Source organism: Melioribacteraceae bacterium (assembly GCA_030584085.1).
GTDB lineage: Bacteria > Bacteroidota > Ignavibacteria > Ignavibacteriales > Melioribacteraceae > SURF-28.
In genome coordinates this window covers 142,885-159,725 of sequence record CP129490.1, presented here as the reverse complement: position 1 = coordinate 159,725, position 16,841 = coordinate 142,885, and the positions used below count along the sequence as shown (strand labels likewise).

Here is a 16,841-nt window from a genome sequence, read left to right as displayed (position 1 = left end):
CAAATAGTATATTACGTCTTATTTGCCTAAAGTTTATAAATTTTTTAAGGTAATAAGATGTTTCGATTTATAATCGCAATAACGTTCTTAGGCATAATATCCCTTGCTCAAATCCAAAAAAGCGGCAATCTTCAGACTCATATCGACAGCATCATCACTAATATGCCGGATGTTGTTGGTGGAAATGAATATCAACATCCAACTATAGAACAATTAAGTAATTGGGGTGAAATAATTGACAGCATTTTAGCTACAAATTATGCTGATGCCCATTCATTAGCATCTAGTCTTTCCTATCGAATTACTGAATTTATTGATAATTCAGTTTCGCCAAATAAAACATATTATGTACTTCAAAACAATCCCAACGGAACAAATTACTGGGGCACTTATATTTTTAATCCCGCTCCAGATAGGGCACAACTAGTGATTCAAAGTCCGCATCCAAAAAAAGATTTCAATACAGGTAAACAAGGATTTTTTGTTTTTAGAGAAGTCGGAGCCCGTTCATTTTTCTTGAGCGGAACAAGTAGATGCAGTAGTACCGATACAACAACCTGTGATGGAAGAACATCCGTTTGTAATGGGAGCAATATCTTAGAAGCTTACAAAATATCTGATCAAGCCCATACAACAACTGGTACTTTCCAAAGAACAACCGAAAGATTGTTTAACGCTAATAATCAATTAATATTTATTCAACTTCATGGTTTCGGAAAAGGAGAGTCCGATCCGTACGTTATAATGAGTAATGGTGTTCAAGACGACACACCGCCGGATGATTATTTATCGGACTTAAAGGATAATTTGCTGATTGAAGACGATTCCCTAACATTCAAGATTGCACACATAGATACAACATGGGATAGGTTACTTGGAACTACAAACACCCAAGGGAGATTTATTAACGGAAGCGGTGATCCATGTGATGATAACGCAACTATCAATACCGGACAATTTCTACACCTTGAACAAGAAAAAACTAAACTAAGAGATAATCAAACCGGTTGGGCAAAAATGGCAAATGCGATAGCCGCAACTTTCCCCGAAGTTTCTTTACCTGTTGAACTAACTTCTTTTGAAGGATACCTTACGGAAGACAGAATATTACTTGAATGGGAAACCGCAACGGAAATCAATAACTACGGATTCGAAGTGCAGAAGTCAGAAGATAGAATCCAGAATTCAGAAGAAAGCTGGGAAGCTATCGGATTCGTTCATGGACACGGTACAACAAACTCGCCGAAGTATTATGAATTTACGGATTCCGAATTGCCGTATTCTGAAGAGGTACGTTATAGATTAAAACAAATTGATAATGATGGGACTTTTGATTATTCAAAAATTGTAACTGTTGATCTGACAACAATTACAGATATTGATGATGAACTGATTTATGAATTTACATTAGATCAAAATTATCCGAATCCATTCAATCCAAGTACAACTATAAGATTTACAGTGCCAAACGTAGGGACAAGTCGCGACTTGTCCCTACAGACAAGCTTAATCGTATATGATATACTTGGTAGAGAAATCGCAATATTATTAAATGAAAAACTTAATTCTGGGAATTATGAAGTAACCTTTGACGCCAGCCATTTAACGAGCGGAATGTATTTATATAAATTAATTCACGGTAATTTTGAAGCAACTAAAAAGTTATTATTTGTCAAGTAATTTGAGAATTTCATAAAATTTATTCCAATATTTTTAAATTTGCATTAGCTATTCCGCATAGCATTAACATGCGATTGCAAACAGCTTATAATTAAGACATATTGTCTCCAAAGAATCGTGAAAATAATTTTAGCATACAAAAATGGGTTGGAGGTTGCTTTGAAAAAAATAATAATTCCCGTTATTTCTGTTTTGCTCTTTTTGTTCACAGGATGTGGTCACACAAACGAACTTGCAAATTATGATTTGCAATCAAAAACATTTCACTTTGAAGATGGAATTGCAGGCGGTGCACAGCAAGTAGCGGTGGACTTTACAACTCCTTTAGGAACCAAAAAAAGTTTGTTCTCTTCCGGAGGATTCAGTGCAGCATTAGATGTAGCTGAAGCAATCGGTTCCGTTGCATCGGCAATTGTCTCATCAGAAACTTCCGAAAAACTACGTAATGCAATCGATATGAATCAAATGGCATATTACGTTTCTGAAGGTATTGAAAATACTCTTGTAAGATATTACGATATACAAAGTGTTGAATCGGTTAGCGAACAGCCAATGTTCATCGTCGAAACAATTCTAACAAAGTGTCAATTAGGTTCAAACGAAACCGGAGTTGGAGTTTTGGTCGAAGCAACTTCACGTATAATTGATAGAACCACAGCAACAGTTGTTTGGGAATATGAGGGAAGCAATGTAGTTCCGATCAAAGAATCGGGACATAGTTTCGATAGAACCGTGAATACTGTTTCAAGTGTTATAGGAGCCGCTCAACTATCAAATCTTTCCGAGGAAGAAATTCAAGCGAGTGTTTATGATGCTGCATCAGGAGCAGGGGCTTTAATTGCTGAAGTACTCAGAGAAGATATATCCGAAATTAGATCGAATAAATAGAAAAGAATATTTTTTATTTTGCCCGGGAGTAGTTAACTTTTCAACTAAAAATGAAAAAGATTCTACTCCTTTTATTATTTCTTAGCATATCTCTCCACGCGCAATACCAATTAAAATCAAAACACTTAATTGATCCGGCAAAAAACATCGGGTATGTAGATAGCTGTGCAAACTTTTGGATGCCCACCTGGGATTTAATTCGCGGCGGGTTTTATACAAATATTAGTAAATCAGGCGGAGTACTTTCTTCTTGGGGAACTAACAAAGACATGCTTACACAGTCCCGCAATGCATATGGTTTAACGCGAGCATATCAGATGACCGGGAAATTGGAGTACCTTAATCGAGCTAAAGAAGCGTTAGAATTCATGTACGAACATGCATGGGATGAAGATCATGGTGGCTGGTTTAATTCGCTTGATCGAGACGGAAATCCAAATAATATAAATCAAAATAAGACTGCTTTCTATCAACATTACGCTCTTCTTGGGATTGCAGCATATTACGAAGCAACAGGCGATACATCAGCTCTCAATTGGCTGATGAAGGGTTATCAAAACAACGAAGATAAACTTTGGGACGATGATCCTCAGTATTTCGGCTACTATGATACCGTATCTCGAAATTGGAATACCAAATCCGGTAAAAGTTTTAACGCCACAGTTGATGCAATTACAACACATTTGCTTCATTTATATTTAATGACAAACGATCAAAAATATTTAACTAAACTGGAATTGGTCGCTCAAAACATGCTTGAACATTTAGTTGAGAGCATGGATCAACAAGCTATTGGGTTTGCCGAAGAGTATAATTCAATGTGGGAAATAAATGAAAATGAAACTCTCACTTTGATGGGACATGTTCTAAAAACCGCTTGGTGCTTTGCGAGAATTTATCACTATAATAATAATGAAGAATATTTATCCGCCGCTGAAAAACTGATTGACGATGTATTAGCAAAGGGTTATGATAACGAACTTGGCGGACCATATAAAGATTATGATAGATTAACAGGTGAAATGCAAATGTGGAATAATCCAGATACCGCAAAAGCTTGGTGGCAAATGGAACAAGCGGTTGTTGCTGGATTACAAATGTATGAGTTAACAAATAATGAAAAATATTTACAAATGGCTGACGAAACAAATGACTTTTTTATGAAATATTTTGTTGATCATGAGTATGGCGAAGTATATGAAAATCGAACTCGTTATGGTGGTGAAACATGGGGGGAACACAAAGGAAGCGGAGGAAAAGCCGGGTATCATTCAATTGAACTTGGTTATTACAATTATCTTTACGGCAACTTCTTTCTTACACATGATTTAACTCCTCTCTACTATAATTTTGACCCTGTTGATTTTGAAAGAATAATTAATCTAAATCCTGTCGCCCTTACTTCAACAACATTGATGATATCTGATGTTTTTCTTGACGGACAGTTTTATTCTGATTTTGATCCCGAAAATAGAACACTAAAAATTCCCGCCGGAGTTGGTGGTGAGTTCGAAGTAATTTATGAAGCAACGATTCCGGTTGGTGTTGACGAACTGGAACAATTAGCAATAGAATTTGAGTTATTACAAAATTATCCGAATCCGTTTAATCCAACAACGACAATAAAATTTGCACTACCAAACGTAGGGACAAGTCGCGACTTGTCCCTACAGACGAATTTAATCGTGTATGATATTCTCGGTAGAGAAGTCGCAACACTTGTTAATACAAAGCTGCAATCCGGTAATCATGAAGTAAAATTTGACGGAAGTAATCTTTCAAGCGGAGTCTATTTTTATAAACTTGACGTTGATAATATTTATAGCGCAATCAAAAAAATGATGCTAATAAAATAGGTTAACACTTATTCAGGATCTAAGATATCTCCGGAATTAATATCCCGGTGGGAAGTCTTTTAATATTTTGATGTGTTTTAAAGTATAGTCTAAACCGAGTTTATCAACAACTCGTTTTATTCTTCTAAATCCCTCGCCGTAAGTTCGATTTTCATTTGTTTTTGTTTTATAAATAATAAATCGTGAATAATCATCATCAAATTGGTTGTGATACAGATAAGACGCCAGCTCCGCACTTCCTTCGGAGAATTGTGGTTTTAATTTTTGTTTAGCATACAAATATTGCCATACATGCATCAATTCATGTGCGGCAACTGCTTCAAATTCTTTTTTCGGCATTCCGTTAAGAATATAAATGGTAATCTCTCTTTCGATAATTTGATCATTCGAAGTAACAAATTTATATTCAGCAAATCCTCTCGGATCACTTCTATCGGCATCAATTTCGTTTGTAATTTTTTTCAACTCATTTTTATCAACAAGTTTTAAGTTGATTGACTCATACTCAATCTCTACTCCAAACTTCTCTAATGATTCTCGAACTTCCGCTAAAACCGATTTTGCTTTACCGGTATTACTTATAGCCGTTGACTCACAAATTCCACAAATAACTCTTCCGTCATTATACTTAGAACCACCGCCGGTCAGTTTGCCTGAAATATATCTGCCGCAATAATCACACTTCGATTCATTTAGTTGATGGGTTATATGATATTTATTCCCCCAATAATCGGAAATATAGCTCCCTTTAATCACTTCACCGCAAAGATCACATCGTAATGCGATGTTGTCTAGAAAACATTTTTCATGATACCTCTTTCCATCTTTCTCAATAAATTGACCTATTAGTGGTTTACTGCAAAACGAACATTTTTCGACTATAAAATTTTCATAACATTCGGGATGATAATTCTTCTCCTCTACAGAAACATACCGGTCTTCTATTTTTTTGCCACAATGATCACAATTAATTGTCTGTCCATCAACGGTGATAATAATCAAAAGGAGAATAAATATTTTAGAGAGGTTATTTATCATAAATGAAAATTAGTTTGATTAATCTATTATTGCAATTTTTGAGTGATAAATTAGAACTTTTTTAATACAGTTCATGTCTATTTGAAACCGGGAATTTGGACTAAAGTTGCTGCGGCTGGCTGGGGAGCTGCGGCTTCAGTGCTTTGGTCTGAAACCCTTCTCTAATTGATTCCCACCCAATTATCCATTATATTAACGAGTGTTCACAAACATTTGGCTAAAAAGATGAAAAAGGGCGAAAAAACAAAAGATATGATCCTTTCGGAATCCCTCAAATTGTTTTCACAGAATGGATTTGCAGGAAGTTCTGTACGGGATATTTCCTCTGCGGTCGGATTAAGAGAAAGCGCGATTTACAATCACTTCAGTTCAAAAAAAGCTATACTTACCGAAATTATTGAGAAGCTTGGTCGATCAACCGCAGGACTTAATTTGCTTGACGATGAACTTATTAATTTACTTAGTAAACCACAAAAGTTCATGCAAACTTTTTCTGAAGTGCTCTTAAGAAAGTGGAGTGCTATTGAAGAAATTCGTTTTTTCAATTTAGTGCTAAAAGAAAACGGAACCGAAAATAACGGAACAAGCATTTCAATAAATTCACTTATTGAAGATGCACAAAAAGTTTGGATAATGATTTTTACCGAAATGCAGAATCATAAATTCATTAAGAAAGGAAACCCGGAAATTTTTGCCAATGAATTTATAGCACCTTTATTTTTTATCCGCATGAAATTTTTATTGAATGAAGCTGATATTGATCTAAAATCTGCAATTAAAAATGCAAACGAACATTCCGAATTTTTCTGGGAAAGTGTTAAGAGATAATCATGAATTCAATTCCAACGTTAGAAGATATTAAAGAAGCCGTAAAAAGAATCAGTGTCGCGGTAAACTACACTCCGATCTTAACTAGTAAATTAATTGATGAAATTTGCGGATGTAAAGTATTCTTCAAGTGCGAAAATTTTCAGAAGGTTGGTGCGTTTAAATTTAGAGGAGCTTACAATACAATTGCTTCACTTTCAAAGGAAGAATTACAAAAAGGAGTTGTAACACATTCATCAGGCAATCATGCGGCGGCTTTAACATTAGCTGCTAAAATGAACAACACGACAGCTTATATAGTTATGCCAAAAACCGCTCCGGAAATAAAGAAGATAGCCGTACAATCATATGGTGGTAAAATTACCTTTTGTGAGCCCACTCTAAAATCACGAGAAGAAACTGCTCAAAAAATCATAGATGAAACAGGTGCTGTGTTAATTCATCCGTTTAATAATTATTCGATAATAGCCGGACAAGCAACATCAGCCTACGAATTAATCAATGATTCAAAATTACTTGATTATATTCTAACTCCGGTTGGCGGCGGAGGTTTATTAAGCGGAACTGCACTTTCAACAAATTATTTGTCGCCTAACACAAAAGTTATCGGCTGCGAACCGGAAGGCGCCGATGATGCTTTTCGATCGTTGCGTGATGGTAAAATTTATCCCTCTGAAAATCCCAAAACAATTTGTGATGGTTTGTTGACGTCTCTCGGCGATAAAACATTTGAGATTATCAACAAATTTGTGTACGAAATAATCACCGTAAGCGATGATAAAACAATTGAAGCAATGCGATTAATTTGGGAAAGAATGAAAATTATAATTGAGCCATCTTCTGCAGTACCGCTTGCAGTTGTTATGAACAACAAATCAAAGTTTGAAAACAAATCTGTCGGAATAATAATTTCCGGCGGCAATGTTGATTTGAATAACCTTCCCTTCTGATGAAATCTATAAAGCATTATAAAAACCAAACTGTTAGAGACCTTGCCTGGGTAATCGGTTCTCCTCCGCTAATAAGCAATGATGAGAATGATGCGTTTCTTGAAAAAGAATTCTTTACAATTGAATTTGAAAAGCTCATTCCTCATTTGAATGAACTTGATAACAATCCACTGAAATTAGTTGAGCATGTAAACAACGGGAACACACATTTACTTGGAAAATATTTTGAATCACTTGTAGAATATTGGTTGGAATACAGCGATTGCAAAAAACTACTTGCTCATAATCTTCAAGTATTCAAAGGACGAAGCACAATCGGAGAGTTTGATTTTGTTTATAGGGATCTAACCGACAATAAAGTTTATCATCTTGAATGTGCAGGTAAATTTTATATTGCTCAAAATAATGTTCCCGAGGATTCAAATTTTATCGGACCTAATTCAATTGATAATCTTGATAGAAAAATCAGCAAAATTGTAAACGAACAAATACTACTTGGTCAAACGGAAGAAGGAAGAGAAGCATTATTAATCGACGATATCGAGGAAGAAGTAATCCCCAAAATATTATTTAAAGGGTATATCTTTTATTATGCTGATTTATTTTTTAATAATTCATTTATAATTCCAAAACACTCAAATCCGGATCATCCGAAAGGTTGGTGGATTTATGCAAAAGATATTGACTATTTCCTATCACAAAAAAATAGCAATTGGTTGGTTGTAGATAGAGCTAATTGGATTTCGAAAGTAATTACATTTAATGATTCTTCGGTTTTTACAAATAATGAGTTGACGAATAAATTGAAAAATTACTTTTCAAAAAATACTTATCCTCTTCTTATCGCTGAATTAAATAATATTGGTAAGAATTATTATGAGGAAATCTCAAGAGGTTTTATAGTTCATGATACTTGGCCGGAAATAAATTTATAGCAAACTTTGCATCTCTGCGTCTTTTCGATTAAAAAAGTGAGAACATATTCCACGAAGAGCTAAACGACTTCCTTCCATGAGAAAAGTAATAGAGAACTCCGACCGAAAGCAAAAAATTATATACTGAATTTCCTATCTGCGAGATCGTTCTAAAATTTATTGGCACGTTAATCATGTAGAGGGTATGTCGAAAGTAGTTAATAAATTTATGAGAACTTAATTATCTTTAGCCTCGTCTTAATTGTGTCTTCTCAATATTGTATTGGTAGCGGTTTATGTCTTTTATAATGCAGTTAACTTTAGCTTTACTAATTTATTTTATCGTTGAGTTTTATTTCTACAAACGTTTTAAAAATTCAATTGCAAAACTCTTTCCCAATATAAACAAATCGAGACTTAAGAAAATCATCCGGACTATTATAATCTTTACAAATCTTTATCCGGTAATACTTGTAATTTATTTTGTTTATTTAATGATTTCCGGTGCCGAGAGAATGTCGGCAATTGAAAATTCGTTTTTCGATTGGCAGCTTGTTTATCCTTTTTGGACTTCCGTCTTAATAATTGTACAAAGTATTGTTTTTCTTCTGCCTATCGATATATTGAGAATTCTTGCGTTTCCATTTTATAAAAAAAACAGAGAAGCCGTCAGAAGAAAAATTTCAATACTGACATTATTTGTAATAATTGCAGCTATAATTTATGTTCCGTCAAGAATTGCCTACGATTATAATTTTGTCTCAACAAGAGTAACCACACTTAATGTTGAAAATTTACCCGAAAGTTTACGGGGATTTAAAATTGCTCTCATTGCCGATACCCAAGCTGATTGGTACACTGATGAAGCCCGGCTTAATAATTACATCGAAAGTGTTAATGATTCAAATCCGGATTTGGTTTTAATCGCGGGTGATATAATAACAAGTACTCCAAGATATATTCAACAAGGAGCTGACGCATTCAAAAGATTAACTGCTCAATATGGAGCTTATACATGTGTAGGTGATCATGATAATTGGGCATATAGAAGTGATCATCCGAGAAGTTTAAGAGAAATATCAGCCGCTCTTGAATTTGCCGGAGTTGAAATGGTCGATAATGATAGACGCGTTATTAATGTTGACTCTTCAACAATAGGAATTACATTTGTTACTTACACCTATTCAAGAAGAATAACTCAATCCGATCTTGAATTTTTAGTAAATGGCAACGGAAAGCATGATGTTGATATCTTCTTAACTCATCAACCCAACGAATCTCTAATCGAAATAACCTCAAAATTGGGTTATGATTTATTTGCTGCCGGACATACACACGGCGGGCAATTAACACTTCTATTTCCTTATATTAATTTAACACCAACATTAATCGAAACAAATTATGTAAAAGGTGACTTTTATTTGAACGATATGATGATTATTGTAAATCGTGGACTTGGTATGTCTGTTGCTCCGATTCGTTACAACTCAACACCGGAGGTAACAATTATAGTATTACAAAATAAAGAATAACACTGGGGGAATTGATGTTCAAATCTGTAAAATTATTTTTCGTTTTTTTATATGTAATAATTCCAAACTTTCTCTATTCACAAGCTGTTTCAGTACAAACAAAACCAAAATTAACGATTGAACAAATCATGCAAGACACGAAATGGACCGGAGAAGTTTCTAGTACAATCTGGTGGTCTGAGGATGGGAAACAAATTTATTTTAAGTGGAATCCCGGAGATGCCGAAGCTGAATCCACTTATGTTGTTGATCGAGACGGTAACGGATTAAGAAAATTATCAATAGAAGATCGAAAAAAAATAATCCCGGAAAGAGGCAGTTACAATAAAGACAGAACTAAAAAGGTTTACCTAAAAAATAATGATATATTTTTGTTGGATATACCATCAATGTATATTCGGCAAGTAACAAATACAACTGAACGCGAATCATCTCCCACTTTTTCGCATGACGAAACGAAAATTCTTTTTTTAAGAAACAGCAATTTATTTTCGATTGAACTTGAAAGCGGATTACTAACACAACTAACTGATTTTAGACAAGGAAATAAACCGAAAGATAAAGCCAAAACCGATAGAGAAAAATGGTTGGAAAAGGAAGAGTTATCTCTTATTCAAATTCTTAAAGAGAGGAAGGAAGAAAAAGAACAGAAGAAAAAGGGAGATCAGTTGTTGGCTCCAAAACGTCCGAAAGAAATTTTTGTGGGCAATAAATCGGTCGATAATGTTTTTCTTTCACCAAACGAAGATTTTATAACATTTGTTACAATTGAGTATCCAACCGATCATAAATACACGGACGTGCCTAATTATGTAACCGAATCGGGATACACAGAAGATATAAGCGCGAGAGCAAAAGTCGGATCACCGGAATCAAAATACGAACTCGGGGTTTACGATATTAAAAATGATACGGTTTATTTTGTTGATAGAAAACAGATTCCGGGTATTTATGACAAACCCAATTTCAAAAAAGAAAACAAAGATGATAAATATGATGAGACAAGAGAAGTTTATTATTACGGTCCATTCTATTCCGACGACGGCAAACATTCTGATGTTTTAATCCGTTCTATGGACAATAAAGATAGATGGATTATGCATTTTACTCCATCGAATGCTACACTTACTTTATTAGACAGACAAAGAGATGAAGCTTGGATTGGCGGTCCCGGTATTTCCGGTTGGAAATCGGGAGATACTCATCATGGTTGGATGCCGGACAGTAAACATATTTGGTATCAATCGGAAGAATCCGGTTACTCTCATCTTTACACAATTAACGTCGAAACAGGAAACAAGAAACAATTAACAGAAGGAGATTTTGAAATTACCGGAACCGCTAGAAGTAATGCAGCCGGAACCGGACCAACAATTTCAAATGACGGTAAGTGGTGGTATTTTATTTCAAGTGAAGTTAGTCCCTTTGTCAGAGATTTCTATAGAATGCCTATCAATGGCGGTGAACGAGAGCGAATAACTTACTTACATGGTAATCATCAAGTTTATATTTCTCCAGATCAATCAATGCTGGCAATCCGATATTCTGAATCCAATAAACCTTGGCAGTTATATTTAATGGAAAATAAACCCGGTGCGGAAATGAAACAAGTAACTTTTGGTGGAACCCAAGAGTTTCATTCTTATCCATGGATAAAACCTGAGATTGTTTGGTTTGATGCTGAAGACGGAAAGAAAGTACCGGGGAGAATTTACCAACCGAAGGAAGAAAATAAAAACGGTGCAGCTGTAATTTTTGTTCATGGAGCCGGTTACTTGCAAAATGTTCATGATTGGTGGAGCAGTTATTCACGTGAATATATGTTTCATCATTTACTCGCCGATGAAGGTTATACAGTTTTAGATATTGACTATAGAGGAAGCGCAGGTTACGGAAGAGATTGGCGAACCGATATTTACAGACATATGGGTGGAAAAGATTTATCCGATCAAGTTGACGGTGCAAAATTTTTAATTGAGAATTATAATATAGATCCGGATAGAATTGGAATATACGGCGGTTCTTACGGTGGATTCCTTACATTGTTTGCATTATTCAACCACGGGGATATATTTAAATCCGGTGCGGCGTTAAGATCCGTAACTGATTGGGCACATTATAATCATCCTTATACGGCAAATATATTGAACACTCCGCAAGAGGATACATTAGCTTATAAACGTAGTTCACCGATTTATTTTGCCGAAGGTTTGCAAGGGCATTTATTGATTTGTCACGGTATGGTTGATGTGAACGTACATTTTCAAGATGTTGTTCGATTAACACAAAGATTAATCGAATTAGGAAAAGATAATTGGGAGTTAGCAGTTTACCCGATGGAAGATCACAGTTTCGTTGAACCAAGCAGTTGGGTTGATGAATATAAGAGAATTTATAAATTATTTGAGAGAACATTGAGGTAAAAAGATTGTGCACCTCAAATCCTTTTTCAATAACTAACTTTTGTCATTCCGAAGGAGTCGTTTTTTACGAGTGAGGAATCTCTAGATAATATGTAAATGAAAGACTTGAGATTCTTCACTTAACTCCGTTTCATTCGAAATGACTAAATTAAATTATGAAATCACATCACATACAAACTACAAAAACAGCAAGATATTTTACTCTTGGCGAACTAAATGATTCGACGAGAGAAATTGTGTTTGTGTTTCACGGTTATGCACAACTTGCGGAAGATTTTATTCAAAACTTTACAACTATTCATTCGGACGATCGTTTTATAATTGCACCGGAAGGATTGAACAAATTTTATTTCAAAGGATTTCGGGGAAACGTTGGTGCAAGTTGGATGACTAAAGAGGACCGCGAAAACGAAATTAATGATTATATAAATTTTCTAAATAACATTTACTCAGAATATTCTTCAAACATTAACGCCAATACAAAAATCACTCTTTTCGGATTTTCACAAGGTTGCGCAACCGCTTCACGCTGGTTTGTAAATAATCATTTCAAAAATGCCGACTTGATACTATGGGGAAGTTTTATCCCACCGGATATAGATTATGATATACTACGTTCAAAACTGACAAGAAAATTAAAAATTGTAATTGGCGATGAAGATGAATTTATATCTGAAGAAAGGATTAAGCAAGGTGAAGAAATTTTAATTAAAGAAAACATCACTTTCGAAATAAAAAAATACCCGGGCAAACATGATGTTCAACCCGGGTTATTTAATGAGTTAAAACTATTTTAATAAACTATTGTTCGGCTAATGGTTTACTTTTCTTTTTCCACTTTGGAATAAATATTAACAAAAATACGATAACAATAATTGCAATTGCGACGTACCAATAGATCGGAGTTTCTGCTCCATACATACCTTCCCAATTATTAATTGCTGTTTGTATAGTATCTCTTTGTTCGGTGGTTATCATTTCATTATCAATAAGAACAGGTATCCAAGTTGTTCTTAATTGTTCCGTCCAAACTGAATCTTCGAATGTTATATAAGATTCTTGGCTGCCCGAAATTTTTTCATTTTCGATAAACTCTAAAACATTGTTGGTAAATTCATTTCCGTTGCTAAAAGGAGTTACCTTAAGATTGTTGGATCTAAATACTTGATAAACTCTCTCCCAAATCTCGCGATCAAGTCTTTGATTCCATTGTGCAAAAAGATTTGTGATATAAGCAACCTCGCCGGCTTTTTCACCTTTGTCCATATATACATCAGCTAACTTTGGACCTATCCTTTTCCACATGTTATGAAATTGTATTTGTTCTTCTTTTACTTCTCCTAAATCTTCAGCATTAAGTTGAGTTGCCTTTAGAAATTCCATGTTATCACGGATAGTCTTTTCGATATTATACAACAGATTTCCGGTTTCTACTTTTTCAAAAACTTGTTGTCTTTCTGCTTCGTTTAACGACATTGGACTTTTTACAAAGTCGGAAAGAAGACTATCAACAATACTTCTTACCAGTTCATCACGTTCCTTAAGCGATTGTCTAAGATTTGCTACTAGTCTTTTTAGTTCGTTGATAGATTGAGCATCTTTACCGCCAATAGATTGATACTCTTTTATTTTCGAAAGCAGTTCGGTGTTTTTTTCATTTAAAATTTCCAATTCACTTTTTAGAGTAACAACTTCCGTTTGAAGTGTTTCAATTTGTGTGAAGTCTTCTCTTCTTAAATCTATAGCCTCCTGAAGTTTTGAAAAGGTTGAATTATAGTTTTCCGGATACATACTTTTATCCAGAAGATCTTTTTCGGCAAGATGTTTTTGTTTAAGTGAGTTAATTGTATTCCTTAAAGAATCGAGTTCTGCTAAAGATTTTGCATTATGTATATCAAGACGCAACTGAGCTATTTCATCTTTAAAACTCTCAACTTTTTGATAATCAGATTGAGCAATGGCAACGCCGGTCATTACAAACAGCATCAAGATAATTTTTATAGTCTTCATATTATTTCCTCTTTGATCCTTTGCTATCGATGATATATGTAATTTCATTATCAACTAATTCTATATTAGGCGTGCGTTGATTAAAAGCTGGATTCGTCATTCCCTCTTTTGAAATAAAGATTTTATTTGTTTGAACAAATGCACCCTCGTCTATTATAAAAACATATACGTTCATAAAACCTTGTGAAGTCATTAAGTAATTACCGAGATTATCGCGTATTATTCTCAACTCTCTACCGGGAACAATAACCGAATCGCCTAGTTCGGTTCTAAATAACGCAGATGCATTGAACTCTGTTGAATATCTTTCAATAGCAACATTTCCGTTATCGTCTGTTGCAACAACGCTTTCGATAGGCCAAGCAAAATTAGCCGGCTCAAGCTTTATAGAGCTGCATGATGCTAATAAGAACACTAGCATCACTAAAAAAAACATTTTAATTGCTTTCATTTTTCTTCCCTTTTGAATGACACCGTTTTAATGTAATAAAGAAATTTCTATTTACAAACCTTCAAAATAGTTACGACTAATTCTTTCATTTAATAATCGACATTTTTTTCGTTTTCGTTTCACCATCCGCTTTAAGTTGATAAAAATAATTCCCGGATGAAAGATTTTCTCCGTTGAATTCTATTTTGTGATTTCCCGGTAAAGCATGTTTATCTATAAGAGTTGAAATTCTTTTCCCAAGAACATCATAAACTGTTAATGAAACATCACTTTCTTTTTTCAACTCGAATTCTATGGAAGTTTGTGGATTAAATGGATTTGGATAATTCTGTTTAAGATCAAAGCCAAGCGGAACAGAAACATCACCGATTATTGAAGTCGGAATATTTGTATTATATACCTCGTAGTTATAATTAACAAAAGTGGGATAGTCATAAACCGTATAACTGCACTCTAAAACTTGATCATTATCTGCATCCCAAATAACCGGATAGCTGTAATAATAATTCGCATTATTTCTCTCAAAGAGGATTTGCCCGTTTGTTATATCAAATATTTTAAAAGATTGACGGTAAAGTTCCGGTGAGCCATAATGTGATAGGACATAAAACTCAACTATATTATCTCCTGTTAAGTCAACACCTAAAGAATAAATTGAATATCCTGCTTGAATTTCTTCGGTCGTAAAACTGTACTGACATTGCGGTGTTGATGAATAATAACTATCCATAATTTTAAATGTGGATTCATCGATTAAATAAAACTTGTAATCCCACTCCCCGCCAATTTCCGAAAACGCAATCCATCCGGAATAAAAATAGACTGAAGTAGCGCTTGAACTCCATTCTTGCTGCCATTGGGCTTTAGTATTAAAGTATAAACCGGTAACTAATAATAAATAAAGGAACGTTTTCTTCATTTCATCACCTCTTGATGCTTTTTAGCATATACAAAACTACAAAAAAAAGCATCACCAAAAATTGATGATGCTTAATTATAAATCTTTATCTCAGATTTAGTATCTACAAATCAACAATTGCCATCAAGTAAAACCATGTCGAGTTATCGGGACCTAAATTTTGTTTAAAAATCTCTCCGGGTAAGAATAGTCCAGCACCGGCTTCAAAATCCAAATAGTCATTATAATTGTATGTCAGTACTAAATCTATTTCAGTACCAAATTTGTTAGAAGCTGAGCCGTCATTTAGAATATAATCTTCGGCAGAATTAAATAAATGTAAAGCTGTTTTGATTTTTAATTTTTCTACTTGTAAACCTGCTTTTAAGTGTAAATCCATTAAGCCGACACCAAAAGTATATCTGGGAAAGTAATCCATATAACCAAGATATTTATGTCCGGCACCAAACCATCTATTAAACTCTTTGTATTCATTATCGGTTGGATTATCATCGCCACTGTAGTAATCAATTCCAGCACCAATCCAAGGTTTAATTTCTGAGTCAAAGGTATAGTTTGCATTATAACCTATAAAGAATGCCGATAAACTTTGTAGTCCGTCTTCCCTTTCATCACCAAACTGTGAAATAAATTCTGCTTGATGTGAAAGACCGCCAATTCCGCCTATTAAATATGCACCGGCAGCAAAGGCATTAAACGGGTATGAAGTTGATGCCGAACTACGATAAATAAAAAACGGTTGCAACTTGTACCCTTCTATAAAATTAAATTCGCCAAAAGCGCCAATTACATTTTCATCAAGTGAATCTTCGGGAAAACCGCTTTCGGCTGTACGGAATGCAAACAAATCGAGTGTTGTTTTACATTTGGTGCAGAAATCAATTTGCAGAGTTAAGCCGTCAAAACTTCGTCCGATGTTATTCCAATTGTTTCTTGCCATTATTCTTTCAGTTCCGTAAGAAGCTTCCATTCTTCCAGCTTTAATGTTTAAAGGAAGATCAAAAAGCTTATCGACCTGAAGATAAACCTGATGGATATCAACATTTTTTGTATTCGAAATCGTACCGGGTTCTTCACCGAATGCTCTTGAATCTTGTAGTTGGAAAAATGCCGTTAAGTTTTCGATTGGCTTGAATTTTACACCCAATCGCGAGCGCATTTCACCGTAAGTTTGGAAATCCGTTGGGCTGTTGAAGTCTTTATTATCTAAGAAAAATCGAGGTCTAATTTGACCTGAAAATTGTAATGTTTCTTGTGCTGAAGCAGAGATATATAAAAGAAGTAAAATTAGATAGAAATATTTCATCTTTCTCCTTCATTTTAGAATTTGAAAGATGAAATATATCTATAAG

The 16,841-nt window shown here is 34.5% G+C and carries 14 protein-coding genes; 9 read left to right on the top strand and 5 right to left on the bottom strand.

The features are described from left to right. Positions 1 to 57: 57 nt before the first annotated feature. The 3 genes from QY331_00660 to QY331_00650 all read left to right on the top strand — a co-directional run bounded on the left by QY331_00660 (position 58) and on the right by QY331_00650 (position 4,424). The gene (locus QY331_00660) at positions 58 to 1,680 is read left to right on the top strand and encodes a T9SS type A sorting domain-containing protein (GenBank protein WKZ69759.1); all 1,623 of its coding nucleotides are present in this window, start codon (positions 58 to 60) and stop codon (positions 1,678 to 1,680) included. Between the two features lie 159 nt (positions 1,681 to 1,839). Continuing rightward, complete coding sequence (locus QY331_00655; GenBank protein WKZ69758.1) at positions 1,840 to 2,568, top strand: hypothetical protein; 729 nt, start codon at positions 1,840 to 1,842, stop codon at positions 2,566 to 2,568. Between the two features lie 50 nt (positions 2,569 to 2,618). Then, positions 2,619 to 4,424, top strand: coding sequence for an AGE family epimerase/isomerase (locus QY331_00650; GenBank protein ID WKZ69757.1), 1,806 nt, complete (start codon positions 2,619 to 2,621; stop codon positions 4,422 to 4,424). Positions 4,425 to 4,460: 36 nt separating this feature from the next. On the opposite strand, the gene QY331_00645 is transcribed toward QY331_00650, so the two are convergent. Next, positions 4,461 to 5,462 carry a protein DA1 gene (locus QY331_00645; protein ID WKZ69756.1) on the bottom strand — a complete coding sequence of 334 codons (1,002 nt, stop codon included), beginning with the start codon at positions 5,460 to 5,462 and terminating at the stop codon, positions 4,461 to 4,463. Positions 5,463 to 5,687: 225 nt separating this feature from the next. Here QY331_00645 and QY331_00640 point away from each other — a divergent pair, with 225 nt between their 5' ends. The 6 genes from QY331_00640 (at position 5,688) to QY331_00615 (ending at position 12,906) form a co-directional block, all read left to right on the top strand. Beyond that, positions 5,688 to 6,290: a TetR/AcrR family transcriptional regulator gene (locus QY331_00640; protein WKZ69755.1), complete on the top strand. Its 603-nt coding sequence runs from the start codon at positions 5,688 to 5,690 to the stop codon at positions 6,288 to 6,290. A gap of 2 nt (positions 6,291 to 6,292) precedes the next feature. Beyond that, positions 6,293 to 7,240, top strand: a complete 948-nt coding sequence (locus tag QY331_00635) for a pyridoxal-phosphate dependent enzyme (protein WKZ69754.1) — start codon at positions 6,293 to 6,295, stop codon at positions 7,238 to 7,240. Continuing rightward, on the top strand, positions 7,240 to 8,175 hold the full coding sequence (locus QY331_00630) for a DUF1853 family protein (GenBank protein ID WKZ69753.1): 936 nt from the start codon (positions 7,240 to 7,242) through the stop codon (positions 8,173 to 8,175). The genes QY331_00635 and QY331_00630 overlap by 1 nt, the downstream gene beginning before the upstream one ends. 275 nt (positions 8,176 to 8,450) lie before the next feature. Beyond that, entirely contained in the window at positions 8,451 to 9,686 is a 1,236-nt protein-coding gene (locus QY331_00625) for a metallophosphoesterase (protein WKZ69752.1), read from the top strand. A gap of 14 nt (positions 9,687 to 9,700) precedes the next feature. Further along, positions 9,701 to 12,109, top strand: a complete 2,409-nt coding sequence (locus tag QY331_00620) for a prolyl oligopeptidase family serine peptidase (GenBank protein ID WKZ69751.1) — start codon at positions 9,701 to 9,703, stop codon at positions 12,107 to 12,109. Between the two features lie 155 nt (positions 12,110 to 12,264). Beyond that, a complete protein-coding gene (locus QY331_00615) occupies positions 12,265 to 12,906 on the top strand; it encodes a dienelactone hydrolase family protein (GenBank protein ID WKZ69750.1) in 642 nt (213 codons plus the stop codon). Between the two features lie 4 nt (positions 12,907 to 12,910). On the opposite strand, the gene QY331_00610 is transcribed toward QY331_00615, so the two are convergent. The 4 genes from QY331_00610 to QY331_00595 form a co-directional block, all read right to left on the bottom strand. Further along, entirely contained in the window at positions 12,911 to 14,119 is a 1,209-nt protein-coding gene (locus QY331_00610) for a hypothetical protein (GenBank protein ID WKZ69749.1), read from the bottom strand. A 1-nt stretch (position 14,120) separates the two neighbouring features. Then, a complete protein-coding gene (locus QY331_00605) occupies positions 14,121 to 14,570 on the bottom strand; it encodes a hypothetical protein (protein WKZ69748.1) in 450 nt (149 codons plus the stop codon). A gap of 85 nt (positions 14,571 to 14,655) precedes the next feature. Continuing rightward, positions 14,656 to 15,489: a T9SS type A sorting domain-containing protein gene (locus tag QY331_00600; protein ID WKZ69747.1), complete on the bottom strand. Its 834-nt coding sequence runs from the start codon at positions 15,487 to 15,489 to the stop codon at positions 14,656 to 14,658. 103 nt (positions 15,490 to 15,592) lie between these two features. Further along, positions 15,593 to 16,795: an alginate export family protein gene (locus QY331_00595; GenBank protein WKZ69746.1), complete on the bottom strand. Its 1,203-nt coding sequence runs from the start codon at positions 16,793 to 16,795 to the stop codon at positions 15,593 to 15,595. Between the last annotated feature and the right edge of the window lie 46 nt (positions 16,796 to 16,841).

Excerpts from the sequence above, each read along its gene's own strand:
- QY331_00660 (WKZ69759.1), top strand. The coding sequence starts at position 58 with ATGTTTCGATTTATAATCGCAATAACGTTCTTAGGCATAATATCCCTT.
- QY331_00650 (WKZ69757.1), top strand. The coding sequence starts at position 2,619 with ATGAAAAAGATTCTACTCCTTTTATTATTTCTTAGCATATCTCTCCAC.
- QY331_00645 (WKZ69756.1), bottom strand. The coding sequence starts at position 5,462 with ATGATAAATAACCTCTCTAAAATATTTATTCTCCTTTTGATTATTATC.
- QY331_00640 (WKZ69755.1), top strand. The coding sequence starts at position 5,688 with ATGAAAAAGGGCGAAAAAACAAAAGATATGATCCTTTCGGAATCCCTC.
- QY331_00635 (WKZ69754.1), top strand. The coding sequence starts at position 6,293 with ATGAATTCAATTCCAACGTTAGAAGATATTAAAGAAGCCGTAAAAAGA.
- QY331_00630 (WKZ69753.1), top strand. The coding sequence starts at position 7,240 with ATGAAATCTATAAAGCATTATAAAAACCAAACTGTTAGAGACCTTGCC.
- QY331_00625 (WKZ69752.1), top strand. The coding sequence starts at position 8,451 with ATGTCTTTTATAATGCAGTTAACTTTAGCTTTACTAATTTATTTTATC.
- QY331_00620 (WKZ69751.1), top strand. The coding sequence starts at position 9,701 with ATGTTCAAATCTGTAAAATTATTTTTCGTTTTTTTATATGTAATAATT.
- QY331_00615 (WKZ69750.1), top strand. The coding sequence starts at position 12,265 with ATGAAATCACATCACATACAAACTACAAAAACAGCAAGATATTTTACT.
- QY331_00610 (WKZ69749.1), bottom strand. The coding sequence starts at position 14,119 with ATGAAGACTATAAAAATTATCTTGATGCTGTTTGTAATGACCGGCGTT.
- QY331_00605 (WKZ69748.1), bottom strand. The coding sequence starts at position 14,570 with ATGAAAGCAATTAAAATGTTTTTTTTAGTGATGCTAGTGTTCTTATTA.
- QY331_00600 (WKZ69747.1), bottom strand. The coding sequence starts at position 15,489 with ATGAAGAAAACGTTCCTTTATTTATTATTAGTTACCGGTTTATACTTT.
- QY331_00595 (WKZ69746.1), bottom strand. The coding sequence starts at position 16,795 with ATGAAATATTTCTATCTAATTTTACTTCTTTTATATATCTCTGCTTCA.